Here is a 15,707-nt window from a genome sequence, read left to right as displayed (position 1 = left end):
GCTGGAGTGTTCGGGGAACTGCCAGAGTGATGAAGTGTCGCTGATTGTTCCTGAGCTGATCTGCTCCGATATCCAGGCCAGCCTGGCCTTCTACCACCTGCTGGGCTTCACGATTCGCTACGAGCGCCCCCAGGAGCGATTCGCTTACCTGGAACGTGGTGGTGGAGCGGACCTGATGCTGGAGCAGCCGCGGAGCCGGGACCGTCTCTACCCGCGCGCCGAACTGGACCACCCCTACGGGCGTGGGATCAACCTCACCGTCGAAGTGGATGACGTAGACCAGATTCACACCACGCTGCTTGCCGCCGGCTACGAGATGTGGCTGCCGTTGGAAGATCGCTGGTACGCGCGCACCGTCGACGCCGTGGGCGTGCGCCAGTTCGCGGTGCAGGACCCGGACGGCTACCTGCTGCGCATCTCTCAGAACCTGGGGACCCGCCCTCGATAACGTCATGCCGCGGCTTTAACACGGGCGCGCGCCAACCGGGATCTCCAAGCTCAGACCGGCGATTTGTCGGCCTGGATGCGTTCCAGGGTGCATTGTCCCATCCGGCTCATGACCGGGTTGGTTTCGAGGTAGTACCAGACGAGCCCCATCGCCTGTACGAACGCCCACGCTTTGCCTCGCTCCCATTCAAGGTCGTCGCACTCGAGGTCCAGACGGAGCACCTGCCGCGGCCCAGCCTCGAGCAGATGCCAGGCACTCACGAGATCCAGAGCAGGGTCGGCCGGTCCGAAGCCACCGACGTCGAGAACCCCGGCCAGCCGACCAGCGGACACAAGCACGTTGCCGGGGATGAGATCACTGTGGGTCATCACGTCGGCGGCTTTGCGCGGCAGGCTTCGAAGGTTTTTCCACAGCTCGCGAAGACGCGGAACGTCCAGGAGTTGTTCGCTGTGCTTGAAACAGGTCTCCATCCATGCGTCGTGGGATTGAAGGTCGCCTCCCCGGCCTTTGCCGGCGAACACGCGGCCACGCGTGTCGATCGCGCGCAGGTCATTGATGAGATCGGCCAGGTCATGGGCGAACGCGACTGATTCGCCCGGGTCCTCATCGGTGGCCACGACGCCGGGCAGCCAAGTCTGCACCGACCATGGAAGTGGGTATCCCGCGCCGGGTTCACCGAGCGTGACCGGCTCGGGCGTGTTGAACCGCGTACGACCGGCCAGCTCGCGGGCTGCTTCCGCTTCGGACTCCAGCCAGCGCCGCGTTGGGTCGACGTGCCCGGCCTGTAGAGGGAACCGAGCTGCGAAGCGGTCGCCGATGCGAAAGATGGCGTTGACCGTCCCATGCGAAGCGACGCCTGTGATGGGAAGGCTCCGCCACTCAGGGAACTGCTCATCCACCAATGTGCGCACTGTCTCCGGTGACACTGACAGCTGGTTGTCGTGCATCTTCACGCCGGAAGCGTTCCGTGTCTCGGTCTTCTCCTGCAACGTGTTTTCGGCCCTGTAAGGCGGCCCCGAGTGCCCCTGCCGGAGGCGCTTCGTTCCGGCAGAGAAACTATGAAGCTTCGTAGATCATGGTGTCGGCGAGCTGCTTGGCGGTGTAGTTGGCGCGCTCGACGCTGAGAAAGATGCGTGTGATCCCCTGCTTGGCCACCGCCTGAATGATTTCCCGCGCGACGTCGCACCCCGCCCGGCTGACCGTCGACCCGCCCGAAGGAGTTCGGCTTGTCCCGGGTCGATGGCGAGTGGGAGATCACCCGAGTAGTGGGAACTCGGCGCGTGGGTGCCAGCGGTTGCCGTCGCTGACGAAGAGGCTGACCGAGGCCACATTGGCAGTGATGGGCAGTCGTGCGGTCAACGCGGCTTCCACCTCGTCGAACACGTGCGCCTGCCGGTCGTGGGCGACAGTCAGGTGCGGGATGACGTCCGCGAACTGCCCAACGTAGGGCGGCGCTTCGGGCCACCGTGCCACGACGGCCTCGGTCAGGGCGCGAAACGGCTGGTCAGGTGTCGGCGCGAGGTAGACCACGTCGGGGAAACGCCGGCACTCGTCGAACCGGTTCCCATGGCGGACCGCCCCCAGGTGCGAGAGATCCTGCGGACCAGAGAGTTGGGCGCCAAGCTCCGGCTTTACGCCGCGTACGCGCGGAATCCATGAACGGATCGCCGTGCTGTTCGCACTGCTAACCCAGGCCGGGGTCCGGAGGCGGATCCGGCCCACCTGGCGGACGCCGTCTGGGCCCTGACCGGCCCACAGTTGTACACCCAGCTCACAACAGGACGGGGCTGGTCCGCAGACACGTACGAGGAATGGCTGGCCGACACGCTCACTGCCACGCTCCTGCCCCCGCCGCCTCGGAAGCGGTAAGCGCGCACCGCATCCGCTACGAAGAGGGGAGGCGGGGCCGTTCACTTGGCAAGGCTGGAAGGCGGTCTACGAGCACTTCCGGTGTCGATCCGCCGACGGCCCTCCTGGCTGACGTATGGTCGATCAAGTGGACTCCGCGACCGTGAAGGCCCGCAGCCGCGAGCGCCGCGGGGTGGCAGGCCTACTCCCAGAGCAAAGATGGACGACAAACAATCCCCAGCCTGTATGACCTGGGGCTTCAAAAGAGCAGGTGACGAGAATTGAGCCGGCACTCTCAGTTTGGGAACCGACTGCTGATCTTGACGCTCTGATCTGGGAAAACGGGGATCCAGGTCGGCGGGGGTTGAGTGGTCGCGAGTTCCCGCGAGAGAGCGCGGTTCCCCGTCCGTTCTGAACCGCATCTGGCACGCGATCATGGCCGACGTCGTCGCTACCAGGCCCGTCGACTGACGACCTCTCGCACAGGTTCCTCTCAGCTCTGAGGTGGTTTCGAAATGAGAATGGCCCACTTGGCCCCCTTGGGCACTTCCACCTTGATGCTCCGGAGGGCCAGCTCGTCGGGGACTGTACTGATCCGAATGTCGTTGGGACCGATAGAGCATTGGTGCGGCAACCGAGACTGATCAATGAGGACGGTCATCACCCCACTCGCTTCTACGCAGTCGATGGATAGGCGAAACGACGTTCCCATATTGAGCTCCGTGCTCCAGACAGTGTTCTGCCCCTTCCGATCGACGTGATGAAGGAGCACCTTTCCTTTGGCTCCTCGCACAAGATCCGTGAGAGTACGAGTGACTGCGGGTGGGTCAATCAGGCCGCGAGGCATCGGTTCGGATCCCGAACCATGCTGGTCACGGATCGATACTGCGCAACCCCCCAAGAGCGGGATCGCGACGATGGCCACGACGAATATGCGCACATCGAACCCTTCGGTGATCAGGTCTGGACAAGGTTATGGGGCAGCGATATCTCCCGCACCAGTCCACCGACGTCTGAGATCATCCCGTCACCGTCGCCCCACCCAACTGGCGATCAGCGCATGACCTGCGTGGAAGAGATGGCACTGATGCGACGTCGTTGCGACACAACGAGAAGCCCGACAGGGTAGGCCCGTGATCGAGATCGATGGTGCCTTCTACCGCATCAGTGAGCCCGAATTCGAGATGCAGATCCCACGTTGGGAGGACCACGCTCTCGAGACGGCGGATGAGGCTGACGCGACCATCACACTTCCTGACGGTACTCGTCGCTACGCAACGTTCATGACGCCAGCGGTCGTCAGCAAGGTCATGGATCGCTGGCGAGACACGGGCGAATGTCTCAACGGCCGGTACTTCTGGTGTTCCGATCAGATCATCATTCGCGACCCAGGCCTCGCCTCTATGATCGCTGCTGTACGAGACATGATCGCGACAGGAGAGATCGAAAGTGCATGTGGTGCGCTTCCGCCTGACGCCAATGAGCCGCATACGGATTAAAGCTCGATCTTGAGCTGTCCACACGATTCAACGCAGGTGAGGGGTACCGTGCGGTCTCCGATAAACGTCGTGGGACGGGATGAAACTGTCTACCTCAGGAGTAAAAGCCTCGCCCGTACTCCTCGCGGGGCTTGGCGAAGTCGTCTGGACGTGTCTCCCGGAGATACTCATAGCGTTCGCTGAACCGGTCTATGGCTTCGGGAACCGTGTCGCCGAACTGATCTCGAATGATCATTAAGGCTTGGATGATGCGCTCTGCGAAGACATGACCATCGATGGCATCCCATGGACCGCTCACCCGCGGATGCTCTCACGCCATCAGCAAGTGGAGTGGAACAGGCCTCCGACAGGAAGGGATTCAGCCAGCGTGTTGTAGCGGTGAACGGCCACGGTTGTCTCCTCGACGTACACCTCGACGCCGTGAGCTTTCAAGAGATCCAGCGTTTCGGGGCAGGTCTCCAAGACCAAGCGCATCCCCCGGGAGAGAACGATCACTTGACTGCCTCTGTCGAGTAGCTCCTGTACGTCCGCGGGTTGGATGCCGGGCTTGTGTCTTGTGCCAGTTTCGCGCCAGTCCCAGGGTCTCCCGCCGCCGGGGTAAAGCTTGAAGTCCTTGCTTTCACCCAAGCCTTCGACCACCATCCGGCCCCATGAAACATGCGTGATCAACGGCGATCGAGACTCCATGAGGCGACAGTAACTGCCGCCATGTCACTCACGTAACCCCGCCTGATCGCCCCGCCGCCGCCGTCCCACCCAGCAGGGCCGTCGAGGCCCACGGCTACCCAGCGTTACCGATGCGACTCACCCGCACTGTCAGCTTGGGAACCGCATCGACACGGCGTGATGAGAGCCGGTCCTGAATGGCCGTGTTACCTGCACAAACGAGAGCACTGGTCAGGAGTAGTCGACTGATCTTATGTGACCGTGGTTGGCCGCTCGTTCTGGCTCGGATCTGGCACGTGATCTACGTCGGATTTGCGAAAGTCACCACGCCGAAGCGGCGCCAGAGGCAGGAACGCTCTGCGAGCGCCATTCGTTCACGAGTTGGTTATCTGGCTCCTGAGTCTCTGTGAGGTGGCTGGACAATGCGGCAGGTGTGGCGAGTTGGATATGCCGGACGTATTGCTGGCGTGCTGGGCACTGTGGTTTTCGCAGGACTGATGGTCGCGTTTGCAGCGATCGGAGTGCAGATGGCCGTGAGCGGCGATGCGTTTATAGGCGTTCTTAGTCTGATCGGGGTGTGTCCTCTTATTGGAGCAGCGGGGGTGCGCTGTTGGCTCCTGGGTGTGCGACCGAACATCACCTTGACCGAGGACAGCGTGGTCGTTCGCAACCCTTATAAGACCTATCGAGTCTCTCTCGCAGAGATCAGCATGGTCTCGGGCGGCTATCACGGCCTCTGCTTCACCTTGACTGATGGACGCCAGATCGTAGCCTGGGCCGTGCAAAAGTCCAACATCGCGCGATGGCTGGGCCGGCGGACCCGTGCGGATGGCGTCACCGAGCGACTTCTGATGGCAGCCACTGCCGCTCGCCACAAGAGCGACATGACAGAGACGCCGTGATCAAGGCTCGACAGAATTGCAACTTCAACCCCAGAATCGACCCGGTGATCTGGGCTTCCATGTGTGGAGCGGGTGACGGGAATCGAACCTGGTTAATGGCCCATCAATGGCCCGGCCGTCACTCGTCCCACTCATCATGATCGAACACGAGGTTCACGGACTCTGGTGTTAGATCTCCTTTGGATGCCTCTAGATGGAAGTGAAAGCTAGAGGGTGTATCGGGCTCAGAAAGCGTCAGCAGAAGTTCGGCAAGAGTACGAAGCGCGATCTTGTCTCCCTCGATCACGACCTCGCCGGGATGCACTCGGACGCTCAGCGGATGATCCATGGGCCACGCCCAGGCGACTCCATAGTCCGGAACGTATACAGGGACCTGGATGGTTACGGATCTGGTGGGATCGGGGCGGTTGCTCATGCCAGCAGTGTCCACGGTTGCGCACCGCGCACACTCCGCCTCGCCTGTTCATCCCGTCTGCCGTCGACCCGCCCGAAAGGGAAGCGGGCCAGGGCCACAGGTACCAGAACCGGACGAACGACGTGATACCCGTGGTCCTGATCTGCTCGCCTTGTCCGGGATCGATGGCGAACGGGGTGATCAGGCTTCCACCTCAGCCGCCTACGCCCCAGTTGCAGGTACTTAGTCCGAGTTCGTCGAGTCGGCAGAAGGTGGTCAGATCAGCGCAGGCGAAGCCCACGCCGACGGTAGCGTCGGGCACGTCGAGGTCTTCCGGATAGGCGGCGTAGGAACCTCCATCCTTGGGAGACCTCGACCTCTATTCGGCCCTCGACGTGCTGAACCATGACCGCCCGGCCTCGACGTCACACTCCGTCCACCCCAAGTGCGAAGAGCCGGAAAGGTGATCAACCTGGGTAAACAAACGTCGCCTGGATTCTCGAGCCTCGGGCGCGATCGCGGTCTTTGGGGGCCGGTAATCGTCTGGTGGCGTTTGGCCTGTCAGGCGCGATCGTGGAGAGTGATCTGGTAGCCGTCGGGGTCGGCGAAGGTGAATGTCCGACCGAAGGGGCCGTCGATCGGTGCGGAGACGATGGTGTGACCGTCGGCGACCAGAGCATCGTGAATGGCTTGGACGTCTGTGGCGTGGAGCCAGATCGCGGCACCGATGCCGGGCTGAGCCGCGGATGCGAGATCGGTGCCGGGAACGATGTCGCGGAGTGCGAACGCGATCGGCTTCGTCTCGAAGACGACGGCGTGCGGAGGCCCGGCCTGCGAGCGGACGAGGCCGAGGTACTGCTCGTAGAACGCCTGCGAAGCGTCGAGGTCGCGCGCTTGGAGCGAGATGAAGTCGGGGCCGGTGGCGGGCATGATGATACTCCTTCACTTCGTGTCAGTTTTCTGACACAGGCGAATCTATGTCAGAATACTGACATGAGTCAAAACGGTATCGGCGTCGACCTGGAGACGTCACTGGGCTACCTGCTGAAAGAGGCGTCGAGCGCCCTCCGTGCAGCCATGGAGGAGGTGCTGCGGCCGCTCGGGATGAGCGTGACGCACTACTCCTGCCTCGAACTGCTGGCTCAACGACCGGGCTTGTCGAACTCCGAGCTCGCGCGGGGCGCGTTCGTGACCCGGCAGACGATGAACGTGCTGCTCCAGGCCCTGGAACGAGACGGCTACGTGACCAGGCCCGCGGAGGCACCCGTCGGGAAGGCTCTTCCCACGCGGCTCACGCCTCGCGGCCGACGGAGCCTCGAGAAGGCGACCGTAGCGGTCCGGTCCGTCGAGGTCAGAATGCTGGCCGGCATGACCGAGACCGAGCAGTCAGACGCGTTCCGGATCCTGCGGAGCATGATCCATTCCCTGCACGAAGGCAATGACGGTGCATAGCTCGTTCCCCGGCGCACGTCTCGTCGCGCCCGGATAGGAGCGCAGCCGAGCGTGAAAATCCGTGCGGACGACCTCGAAAACCGGCGGACCCCGACTACACCCTCTTCTGCGATGAGCCCCGTATCCAGTGTTGTGCCATAACTGGCCCCCGCTTTGACTTTGCTGGCTATCGGGCCAATGCCGCATAGAGCAGACGGTCTCGCCATTGCCCTCGGACATACAGGTGTTCTCGTAGATGACCTTCGCGTCGCATACCAATCTTGGCGAGGACTCGAGCCGAGGCGGCGTTGTCGGGATCGCAGGTGGCTGAAATCTTGTGCAGGCCAAGCTCGTGGTGACCCCAGCGAAGGAGGGCGCGGGCGGCTTCACTCGCATATCCCCTTCCCCACCATTGGGGGTGTACGACGTAGCCCATCTCTCCGCGCTGGTGGGAGGCGCTGGTGATCCGCAGTTCTATTGATCCGATGAGCATGTCATGCTCGCGGTCGACGACGGCAAGCGCGATCCGGCATCGGTGAAGGTCGCGGGCATCCCGTGCCACCTCAGTGAGGAAGGTGGTGGTGTCATGCAAGCTGTTGGGCCCCCAGTCGGCATAGCGGGTCACCTCGGGATCGCTGGCGAACGCGTGAACGGCTGCGTGGTCACTCGTGCGGAATTCACGCAGCAGCAGCCGAGGTGTGGTCAGTTCCATGATCTGAAGTATGAGCGCACGCAGGACGAGAGCCGCGGCCCGACTGGGCCATGGCCTTGACCGCCGTGTTCTCCTTCGATCTTGGACTGAGCCCTCGAAGGATCACGCCATGACCGCCTTCATTTCATAGCGCGATGTCAGCGAACGCCCGAATCTGGATAGACGCCGGTCGGCCGCCCGGCCACCCTCAATCTCGTGAAGTGCCGCTACGCCTTGCCGTCCCTACACGACACACGGCTGGGGCCGGGGGGCCAGCTCATGCCGGCCAACCCTCCGATGCCCAGGTCTTGGCTCCAGAACAGTGGGGGCATCGCGAGCCCAGCTTTGCCCAGACGTAACAGAGCCCGTCGGCGCGTTAGAACCGGAACCGCACGATGCGGGTGGACCGTTTCATGCCCGGCAGCAGGTTCATGAGGCGGTACATGCGGCGTACGTTCGCGGGTGCCTTGGCCATCAGCACTGGCGAGTCGTTCATCGGCGCCTCGTCGACGTATTCGAGCCGCGGGTGCCAATCGGCCAGCGCGGCCGGGTTGTTGAAGCCGCAGTGGAACTGGGCATCGTATTTGCGCAGCATAGGGTCCCATTTAGAGGTTCGCCACGCCCAGACCGGCACCGTGTCGAACTGTATTTGGCCTGTGGGGAAGGCGTCGACGACGCTGGTCAGCAGTTGCCGGACGGCGGTCTCGGTCAGATAGGGCACCAGTCCCTCGGCGATCATCAGTGCCGGCCGGCCGCGGGGGATGCGTTCCAGCCAGGTCAGGTCGGTGACGCTGGAGTCGATCAGGGTGTAGTGCTCGCGCGGCGGAAGGAATTGTCGCCGCAGTTCGATGACGGACGGATAGTCCAGGTCGTACCAGTCAACGGTGGCGGGCGGGTCGATCCGGTACACCCGGGCGTCGAGGCCACAGCCCAGATGCAACACCACCGCGTTGGGGTGGTCGGCGAGGAAGCTTCGGGCCCAGTCATCGTGGGCCTTGGCGCGCACCACGGCGGCGAGGCCCAGCTGGCTGGTGCCGAATCTACGGTTGTCGTAGTCGGGGTCGAGGCGGCGCATCGCCTGTTCGGCGTATTCATCGCCGAGAATCGGGGCCGGCAGTCGGTTGTCCAGCGCTTTGGCCCTGAGAACGGGGCTGAGGGTCTTCTGCACTCCGACGAGTTCAGTGTCCTTCACGGCAGCGACGCCACCTTCATTTCACGAATTTCATGAAATTTTTCATCATCTTAAGCTGGTGAGGCCGTCAGGAGGAAGGGAGCTTCGGTAAGGCGAGTGAACGAGGGCGCTATCGCGGGCTTCCGGGAACGGTTCGCGCAGATCATGGTCGAGCGGGTGGCGGGAATCGAATCCGCTCTGAGCTGGGAAAACGGGGCCCTAGTCAGGCATGGCCGAGTGACCGTGAGCGACTCTTATTGACCTTGACTTGCCGCCTGTTCTGGCATGCATCTGACCCGACGATCACCCCCACGAGCTGCGGTTCAAGCGCATCGCGCGTACCCCTCCCGCCTGATCATCCCGGAGCCGAGTACCCCCCGCCGGAGACTGCTTCCTGCCTAGGCGTTTCCTTCGCTGCCCGCTGCAGGCTGCGACGGGCGCCTATCAACCCGAGAAAGAACCCAGGGAATATCACCCAGGAGTTCAGAGCAGCGCTGGAAGCATCTGAAAGGGGCATGCCCTGGATGAAGACCTTTTCGCCAAGGACACCGAGGAAAGCGCCACCGGTCGAGGCCGCGAGTGTCGCCAGAAAAATCCGTGTTCTTCGGGGGGCGAACATAATGTGATCGTATACAAGCGAAACCCGCCAGCGGTGGCCTGCCGATGAGTCGACGCGTTGTCCGATGCGGCCCAGCGGCCGCATGGCGACGCCCCCTGCTGCAACCCTCCTCCCCAGCCCTTGCCTCACCTATCGAGATTCAATAGATTCTCATCGTAACTCGATGGAAGGATGGGTCATGGGAAAGCTGGCAGTGCGTGCGCTTCGCGCCGTGCTCGTGGTGGTGCTCGGCGGCACCGTGTGCGTACAGGCATTGATGGTGTGGGTGTTGATCAGCGGGAGCGACCCGGAGGACGGGTCGCTCCCGCTGACCTCGCTGCGCGTGATCACGATCCTGGGCATGGTGACGGTCCAGGTCGCCCTGGTCAGCGTATGGCGGCTGGTGACGATGGTGCGACGCGGAACCGTGTTCTCCCACGCCGCCTTCCGGTACGTGGACGCCGTGATCGGCGCGATCGTGGCGGCTGCCCTCCTGTGGTTCGCGGTCACGGCCCTCAATGCGCCGGGCCAGCGGGAAGACCCAGGCGTCACCGTCATCATGGGCGGGATTGGCCTGGCCATCCTGGGGGTCGCGCTCATCGTGCTCGTGCTGCGGATGCTGCTCGCCCAGGCCGTGGCGCGCGACGTCGAAGCGGCGCACATGCAGGCCGAGTTGGACGACGTGATCTGATGCCGATCGTCGTCGACATCGACGTGATGCTGGCCAGGCGGAAGATGTCCGTGGGCGACCTCGCGGACCGCGTAGGAATCACGCCCGCCAACCTGGCGGTACTCAAGAATGGCCGCGCTAAGGCGGTGCGCTTCACGACGCTCGCCGCGCTCTGCGAGGTACTTATGTGCCAGCCGGGCGACCTGCTGCGCTGGGAGGCCGAGGACCCCGAGGGCGAATGACGTACCCCAGAGCGCGGGAAAACGATCTTGGCTTGTAGAGGCGTTGATCTGCGACTGAGGGCGGTCATGGGTGACCGTGGTTGACCCCTCGTCACCCTGGCTAATGGCACGCTAATCGCACGGCGATCAGGGCCCTGAGCTCTGCTTCTCGACGGACTCGGCAATCGTGCGGAGCCTGTGGATCTCGTTGAAGATCTCCTGGTCGGACAGCACCGAGATGATCGTCAATCCTTGCGGGCCTGGTTCCCTATGGAACTTGCCCAAGGTGTAGCAGAGTGCCGCGCGCAGTTCACCAAGCTCTCGTTGGATCGCGTCTCGCTGGATTCTACGCGTCGCCAACTCCACGCCCGTGGGTGTACGGCTTCCTGCCTGGCCTTCGTCGGTAGTGGTGATGTCTTCGACCAGCACGTACTCATCGCCAGGGCGGACGTCGATCACTACCGGAGCGTCGTCGGGTAGACCTTCGAGGTAGTTAAGGAGCTGCCGTACGGTGAGCATGTCCGTAGGGTTTCTGGGATATGCGCACCTGCGCAAGCCTCCGCCCGACTGATCATCCCGTCTGCCATGGCCCTGGCCCGCTCAGCTTGTCCCGGGTCGATGGCGGGCGGGATGATCAGGCTTCTACGTCAGCCCTCTACGGTTTCCCGGTCCGCGCGGCGATCATCCCGGAGCCGGAGCGCCCCTGCCGGAGGCTATGGTCTGCCCATGCCGGACTTTGAAGCATGGGCGCGGCTTTCCTTGTGGGAGCAAGCGGATTCCCTCGTGGGTGACGCCGAGATTGTGATTGATCGTCCTGCGGGCACGCCGCATCCAAAGGTGTCGAGCTTCGTCTACCCGCTGGATTATGCCTTCTTGTCGGGGACTCAAGGCGGGGACGGTGAGGGCATCGATGTGTGGGTCGGCTCGTCTCCGGTGCGGACCGTGTCGGCGGTGGCCTGCACGGTGGATCTGCTCAAGCGGAACGCAGAGGTGAAGTTCTTGTGGTGCTGCTCGTCGGATGAGATCGCGCTGGTGGAGGGTTTCTACGTTCCTCAGCCTCAAGCGGCTGTGATGATCCACCGGCCGAGATGAGCAGGGCCGCGCGGCTCTGGCGGCGGCGTGACGGTGGTCGGCGCGGTGGCTCCGGCTTCGCGTGCGATGACGACGCCTGCGGCGGTGTCTCACTACGCTGGGGGCGCGGCCGGCACTGCGCTCGATCACATCACCGCGCGCAATCCGACCAAGGAGGAGCGCACACTCCTCGACGTCAGGAACTCAGCTGCAATGCTGACCGTGTACGCCGTCGCCTGCTTGTGCCAAGCCTGACGTCCGCGACATGCTCACGGTGTTCGTCGGGGACAGGCATGCGTTACGCCGAGCTCGCCGCTCTTCAGGTGCGTGACATCGAGCCGTTCGCCAAGCCGGTGCCGACCTTGCGCGTGCGGCGAGCGCGGAAGCACCAGGCGGACAACACCTTCAAGCCAGGCCCGCCCAAGACCAAGCAGTCAAGGCGGACCATCGCCCTGTCCCCGATGGTCATGGACGCGATCCTGCCGAACATCGCCGGCAAGTATCCCGAGGAGTTCGTCTTCAAGTCGCCGAAGGGCCAGACCTTCATCTCGGCAAAGCGCCGCGTCGAGCAAGTCACCTACACCTTCTGTGCTTGTGGCGCAGCTGAAGGGCAGGCTCAGACCAGGTCGAGGCGGGCGAGTTCGGTGCGGGTGGTGACGCCGAGCTTGGGGAAGGCGCGGTACAAATGGTGGCTGACGGTCCTGGGGCTGAGAAACAGCTGGGCGGCGATCTTCCTGTTAGTTGCTCCCGTGGCGGCAAGCCGTACCACCTGGAGTTCCTGGGGAGAGAGCAGAGCGATCAGGTCGGGGGCGCTCGGCGCGACTGTCTCCCCGGCCGCGCGCAGCTCGGCGCGGGCGCGCTCGGCCCAGGGAGCGGCGTCGACGCGGTCGAAGGTCTCCAGGGCGGCGCGCAGCCGGGTGCGAGATTCGTTTCTCCTGCGGGCGCGGCGCAGCCACTCGCCGTGCAGCAGGTCGGTACGGGCCCGCTCGTAGGGCCGATTCGCCTCGGCGTGTGAGCGTGCGGCCTGTTCCCAATGCTGTTGCGCCTCCTCCTCGTCGTGGGCGAGGAGGGCACGGCAGCGGTGCAGTACGGCGTCGGCCCACGGGTGGCGGGCGGCCGTGGCCCAGGACTCGAAGCGGGTGAGCGGTTCCGCGGCGCGGTCGGGCAGGCCGAGCCGTACGGCGGCCTCGATCTGGTCGGGCGCGAAGTAGATGGGCATGATCTGGTGCCGGAGCGGTCCCAGGGCGGCGGCCTCGAAGCGTTCGAGCGCGGCCTCGAAGCGGCCCTGGCCGAGGTCCAGCAGGCCGAGCGCCCACTCGGCCCAGCCGACGATCGTCGCCACCGGGTGGGCTTCGTGGTGCGCGATCGTACGTTCGGCCAGCTCACGGCAGTCCTGTTCGCGGCCCTGGACGGCGGCAACCATGGCCATGGCGCTCTCGAAGTGCGCGATGCGGTGCGTCTGGCCGATGTCGGTGGCGAGCTGGCGCCCCTCGGTGGCGGTCGCGAGGGCGTCGCGGAACCGGCCGAGGTACATCTGGTGGATCGCCAGCACCACCTGGCCCAGCGACAGCAGCCCGACCATGCCGTCGGCCCGGCCTTCCTCGATCACCGAGTGGGCGATGGCGAGCCCGTTGTCGAAGTCGCCCGAGATTCCGGCGAGTGAGCAGACGCTGATCCTGAGGGCCGTCATGCCGGTGGGGATCGCCAGGGCCACGGCGATGAGCTCGCGGAACGGTGGGAGCGCCCGGTCCAGGTCGCCGGCCAGGAAGTCGGCCATCGCGCGGGCCGCCCGGACGAACCCGTCCATCCCGTCCTCCGGCGTCAGCGGCAGCTCGGCGAGCCGCGCCGCGGCCTCGGTGACGGCCGCGGGATCACTGAGGTACCAGGCGTTGCGGACCGCGTCGAGCAGGATGAGCGCCGCCTCCTTCCGGTCCACGTCGGCGATGGAGGCGGCGCCGTCGAGGAGGATCCGGTGCGCGTCGTGCACATTGCCCCGGTCGAAGGCGATCCGGCCGCGCAGTCCTGCCAGCCTGGCGAGGGTGAGCGGGCAGTCACCGAGTCGCCGCGCCTGGTCGGCCAGGACTTGAGCGTGTTCCAGGGCTCCGGCCTCGGCGGCGGCCTCTGCGGCCAGGGCCAGCCGTCGGGCACGTTCGGTCAACGTGGGGGTGAGCCGGGCGGCGCGCTCCAGTGCGGCGGCGGCCGCGGCGTGGCCCGCGCGTTCGCGGGCACGGCCGGCCGCCTGTTCGAGCGCGGCGGCGATGGGCTCGTCGCGGCCGGTCACGGCGGCCGCCAGGTGCCAGGCGCGGCGGTCGGCGTCCTGGTCGTCGTTGAGTGCCCCGGCCAGTGCGTGGTGCACGGTCACGCGTTCGTCGTAGGCCGCCCGCCGTGCCGCCGCCGTACGCATCAGCGGGTGGCCGAAGGACAGGCGACCGCCCGCGGTGGACAGGAACCCGGCGCGCTCGGCTGGGCCGAGGGCGGCGGCGCCTACTCCCAGCGTCCCCGCTGCGCGGACGACGACGTCGAGATCGCCGGCGTCGTCGAGGGCCGCGACCAGCAACATCGTCTGGGTGTCCGGTGGTAGTACGGCGATCCGTGCCTCGTAGGCCTCCTGGATGCGGCGCGGCAGCGGCAGCGGCTCCTGGGTGTCGGGCAGCGCGTCGGGCACCCGGGGCAGCTCGATCAGCGCGAGGGGGTTCCCGCCGCTGGTGGCGAGGATCCTTTCCCGTACGGCCGGACCGAGACCGGGCGTGTGCTCGCGCAGCAGGTCGGAGGCGGCCTGGCGGTCGAGACCGTTGAGCCGCAACTCGGGCACCCCGGGCGCGTGGAAGGTGTCCCTGGCCGCGAACAGCAGGGCGATCCCCTCCGAGTGAAGCCGTCTGGCCGTAAACAGCAGTGCCTCGGCCGAGGATCTGTCCATCCATTGGGCGTCGTCGACCAGCACGAGCAGCGGGCCGTCCTCGGCCAGTTCGGTGAGCAGTGTCAGGGCGGCCAGGCCGATGAGGAACCGGTCCTGAGGGGCGGTGGCGAGGCCGAACGCGCCCTCCAGCGCCCTGGCCTGCGGTGCAGGCAGAGCGCCGATGCGGTCGAGGGCCGGGCGCAGCAACAGGTGGAGTGCCGCGAAGGGCAGCTCGGCCTCGGTCTCGATGCCGGTACCGTGCAGCCGCTGCAGTCCCTCCGCCAGTTGATCGGCGTGGCCGAGGAGCGCGGACTTGCCGATCCCGGGCTCGCCCCGGATGACCAGGCTCGCGCTCCGGCCATCCTTGGCCTCCGCGATCAGAGCCTCGATCTGCGCCTGTTCCCGCTTTCGCCCCAGCAACACCATCGGAATCTACCGTCATCGCGGGATTACCAGTCAATCGTCCGATGCCGGACGTACGCCCTCCCTCCGTACCGTCGTACCTGTTCCCCAACGGTGACGTAAGGAGAAACGCATGTCCTTATTGATCTTTCTGCTGCTGTTCGTCGTCCTGTGCGGCTGGCTCGATCACTGGGCCACTCGCACCCCCAATCCCGGCAGCAAGGAAGGACACTGAATGTTCATCGGACACTTCGGCCTGGCCGCGTCGGTCAAGGCAGCCCAGCCGCGCGTCCCGCTGTGGTCGCTCATGCTCGCCACGCAGTTCCTCGACGTCGTCTTCGTCGTCCTTTACCTGGCGGGCGGAATCGAGTCCTTCCAGGCCGTCGCCCCGGGAACGTACGGCGAGGCGCTGATCAACGCGCAGTACACCCACTCCCTGCTGGGATCGTTGCTGCTGGCGGCCCTGTACGGCGGCTTCGGCACATGGCGGTGGGGCCGCCGGGCCGGGACTGTGCTCGGCCTGATGGTCTTCAGCCATTGGGTGCTCGACCTGCTCGTCCACCGCGCCGACCTGCCCCTGCTGCCCGGCAACGCCGGCGACCTGCCGCTGCTTGGCCTCGGCCTGTGGCAGACCCCGTGGGCCACGGCCGTCATCGAGGGCGTTCTCCTGGTGACCGGCGCCTTCTTCTACTTCCGTTCAGTACGGCAACGCACCTCGATCACCTGGCGCGCGATCGTCTCCGGCGGTGTCATGGCCCTGCTACTCGTCCTGGGCCTGGCCGTTGACATCCTCAGCTAG

Annotated in this window: 18 protein-coding genes; 8 read left to right on the top strand and 10 right to left on the bottom strand. The window is 65.1% G+C overall.

Translation table 11 applies throughout. The features are described 5' to 3' along the window. The first annotated feature begins 34 nt into the window (after positions 1 to 34). The gene (locus ACGFNP_RS14570; protein WP_393318521.1) at positions 35 to 448 is read left to right on the top strand and encodes a bleomycin resistance protein; all 414 of its coding nucleotides are present in this window, start codon (positions 35 to 37) and stop codon (positions 446 to 448) included. A gap of 50 nt (positions 449 to 498) precedes the next feature. Here the strand turns inward: ACGFNP_RS14570 and ACGFNP_RS14565 are convergent, their stop codons facing one another. After that, complete coding sequence (locus ACGFNP_RS14565; protein ID WP_393319675.1) at positions 499 to 1,395, bottom strand: aminoglycoside phosphotransferase family protein; 897 nt, start codon at positions 1,393 to 1,395, stop codon at positions 499 to 501. Positions 1,396 to 1,702: 307 nt separating this feature from the next. Next, positions 1,703 to 2,170, bottom strand: a complete 468-nt coding sequence (locus ACGFNP_RS14560) for a 2'-5' RNA ligase family protein (protein WP_393318518.1) — start codon at positions 2,168 to 2,170, stop codon at positions 1,703 to 1,705. A 1,259-nt stretch (positions 2,171 to 3,429) separates the two neighbouring features. Between ACGFNP_RS14560 and ACGFNP_RS14555 the strand changes: the two genes are divergently transcribed. Beyond that, positions 3,430 to 3,795 carry a hypothetical protein gene (locus ACGFNP_RS14555; protein ID WP_393318515.1) on the top strand — a complete coding sequence of 122 codons (366 nt, stop codon included), beginning with the start codon at positions 3,430 to 3,432 and terminating at the stop codon, positions 3,793 to 3,795. Positions 3,796 to 3,889: 94 nt separating this feature from the next. On the opposite strand, the gene ACGFNP_RS14550 is transcribed toward ACGFNP_RS14555, so the two are convergent. Both ACGFNP_RS14550 and ACGFNP_RS14545 read right to left on the bottom strand, forming a co-directional pair. Further along, positions 3,890 to 4,093 carry a hypothetical protein gene (locus tag ACGFNP_RS14550; RefSeq protein ID WP_393318512.1) on the bottom strand — a complete coding sequence of 68 codons (204 nt, stop codon included), beginning with the start codon at positions 4,091 to 4,093 and terminating at the stop codon, positions 3,890 to 3,892. Positions 4,094 to 4,113: 20 nt separating this feature from the next. Continuing rightward, positions 4,114 to 4,482: an Mth938-like domain-containing protein gene (locus ACGFNP_RS14545; RefSeq protein ID WP_393318509.1), complete on the bottom strand. Its 369-nt coding sequence runs from the start codon at positions 4,480 to 4,482 to the stop codon at positions 4,114 to 4,116. 401 nt (positions 4,483 to 4,883) lie between these two features. Here ACGFNP_RS14545 and ACGFNP_RS14540 point away from each other — a divergent pair, with 401 nt between their 5' ends. Continuing rightward, the gene (locus ACGFNP_RS14540; RefSeq protein ID WP_393318506.1) at positions 4,884 to 5,363 is read left to right on the top strand and encodes a hypothetical protein; all 480 of its coding nucleotides are present in this window, start codon (positions 4,884 to 4,886) and stop codon (positions 5,361 to 5,363) included. Between the two features lie 118 nt (positions 5,364 to 5,481). Here the strand turns inward: ACGFNP_RS14540 and ACGFNP_RS14535 are convergent, their stop codons facing one another. Together ACGFNP_RS14535 and ACGFNP_RS14530 are read right to left on the bottom strand one after the other, a co-directional pair. Further along, a complete protein-coding gene (locus tag ACGFNP_RS14535) occupies positions 5,482 to 5,778 on the bottom strand; it encodes a hypothetical protein (RefSeq protein ID WP_358337238.1) in 297 nt (98 codons plus the stop codon). Between the two features lie 540 nt (positions 5,779 to 6,318). Continuing rightward, positions 6,319 to 6,687: a VOC family protein gene (locus ACGFNP_RS14530; protein ID WP_030510433.1), complete on the bottom strand. Its 369-nt coding sequence runs from the start codon at positions 6,685 to 6,687 to the stop codon at positions 6,319 to 6,321. A gap of 63 nt (positions 6,688 to 6,750) precedes the next feature. Here ACGFNP_RS14530 and ACGFNP_RS14525 point away from each other — a divergent pair, with 63 nt between their 5' ends. After that, positions 6,751 to 7,209: a MarR family winged helix-turn-helix transcriptional regulator gene (locus ACGFNP_RS14525; protein WP_393318501.1), complete on the top strand. Its 459-nt coding sequence runs from the start codon at positions 6,751 to 6,753 to the stop codon at positions 7,207 to 7,209. A 166-nt stretch (positions 7,210 to 7,375) separates the two neighbouring features. Here the strand turns inward: ACGFNP_RS14525 and ACGFNP_RS14520 are convergent, their stop codons facing one another. After that, entirely contained in the window at positions 7,376 to 7,900 is a 525-nt protein-coding gene (locus ACGFNP_RS14520; protein WP_393318498.1) for a GNAT family N-acetyltransferase, read from the bottom strand. 355 nt (positions 7,901 to 8,255) lie between these two features. Next, complete coding sequence (locus ACGFNP_RS14515) at positions 8,256 to 9,071, bottom strand: class I SAM-dependent methyltransferase (protein WP_393318495.1); 816 nt, start codon at positions 9,069 to 9,071, stop codon at positions 8,256 to 8,258. Between the two features lie 776 nt (positions 9,072 to 9,847). Between ACGFNP_RS14515 and ACGFNP_RS14510 the strand changes: the two genes are divergently transcribed. Both ACGFNP_RS14510 and ACGFNP_RS14505 read left to right on the top strand, forming a co-directional pair. Next, a complete protein-coding gene (locus ACGFNP_RS14510) occupies positions 9,848 to 10,339 on the top strand; it encodes a DUF2975 domain-containing protein (RefSeq protein ID WP_358337251.1) in 492 nt (163 codons plus the stop codon). Beyond that, positions 10,339 to 10,560 (top strand): helix-turn-helix transcriptional regulator, encoded by a 222-nt coding sequence (locus tag ACGFNP_RS14505; RefSeq protein WP_358337254.1) that lies wholly within the window; start codon positions 10,339 to 10,341, stop codon positions 10,558 to 10,560. The genes ACGFNP_RS14510 and ACGFNP_RS14505 overlap by 1 nt, the downstream gene beginning before the upstream one ends. A 126-nt stretch (positions 10,561 to 10,686) precedes the next feature. On the opposite strand, the gene ACGFNP_RS14500 is transcribed toward ACGFNP_RS14505, so the two are convergent. Continuing rightward, positions 10,687 to 11,058 carry a hypothetical protein gene (locus ACGFNP_RS14500; RefSeq protein WP_393318492.1) on the bottom strand — a complete coding sequence of 124 codons (372 nt, stop codon included), beginning with the start codon at positions 11,056 to 11,058 and terminating at the stop codon, positions 10,687 to 10,689. Between the two features lie 207 nt (positions 11,059 to 11,265). Between ACGFNP_RS14500 and ACGFNP_RS14495 the strand changes: the two genes are divergently transcribed. Then, on the top strand, positions 11,266 to 11,631 hold the full coding sequence (locus ACGFNP_RS14495) for an Inorganic pyrophosphatase (protein ID WP_393318489.1): 366 nt from the start codon (positions 11,266 to 11,268) through the stop codon (positions 11,629 to 11,631). Between the two features lie 595 nt (positions 11,632 to 12,226). On the opposite strand, the gene ACGFNP_RS14490 is transcribed toward ACGFNP_RS14495, so the two are convergent. Next, positions 12,227 to 14,929 carry a LuxR C-terminal-related transcriptional regulator gene (locus ACGFNP_RS14490; protein ID WP_393318486.1) on the bottom strand — a complete coding sequence of 901 codons (2,703 nt, stop codon included), beginning with the start codon at positions 14,927 to 14,929 and terminating at the stop codon, positions 12,227 to 12,229. Between the two features lie 214 nt (positions 14,930 to 15,143). Here ACGFNP_RS14490 and ACGFNP_RS14485 point away from each other — a divergent pair, with 214 nt between their 5' ends. Continuing rightward, positions 15,144 to 15,707 (top strand): permease, encoded by a 564-nt coding sequence (locus tag ACGFNP_RS14485; protein WP_393318483.1) that lies wholly within the window; start codon positions 15,144 to 15,146, stop codon positions 15,705 to 15,707.

The sequence above is a fragment of the Nonomuraea sp. NPDC049269 genome (genome assembly GCF_043197155.1).
In the GTDB taxonomy this organism is placed as follows: Bacteria; Actinomycetota; Actinomycetes; order Streptosporangiales; family Streptosporangiaceae; genus Nonomuraea.
The sequence above is the reverse complement of the archived record's forward strand: the minus strand, read 5'-3'. Positions and strand labels throughout refer to the sequence as shown.